This is a genomic window from Demequina lignilytica (assembly GCF_030418375.1).
GTDB lineage: Bacteria > Actinomycetota > Actinomycetes > Actinomycetales > Demequinaceae > Demequina > Demequina lignilytica.
Window position 1 is genome coordinate 1 of sequence record NZ_JAUHPZ010000029.1, and the last position, 281, is coordinate 281.

Annotated in this window: 1 protein-coding gene; it reads right to left on the reverse strand. The window is 66.5% G+C overall.

Going from position 1 to position 281, the window contains the following annotated elements; genetic code table 11:
• Window positions 1–281: hypothetical protein (locus QQX13_RS13810; RefSeq protein WP_301153695.1), on the reverse strand; the 281-nt coding region annotated here is incomplete at both ends.

The following is a 281-nucleotide window of genomic DNA, read 5'->3' on the forward strand; positions in this document are numbered from 1 at the left end:
CGGTACGACAACGATCGTCCGCGTCGTCAGTACGACGGCGATCGCGGCCCGCGTCGTGATGGTGACCGTCCGCAGCGTTCGTTCGATGGTGACCGTCGTCCGCAGCGTGATGGCGAGCGTCGGTACGACAACGATCGTCCGCGTCGTCAGTACGACGGCGATCGCGGCCCGCGTCGTGATGGTGACCGTCCGCAGCGTTCGTTCGATGGTGACCGCCGCCCCCAGCGTGATGGTGAGCGTCGGTACGACAACGATCGTCCGCGTCGTCAGTACGACGGCGA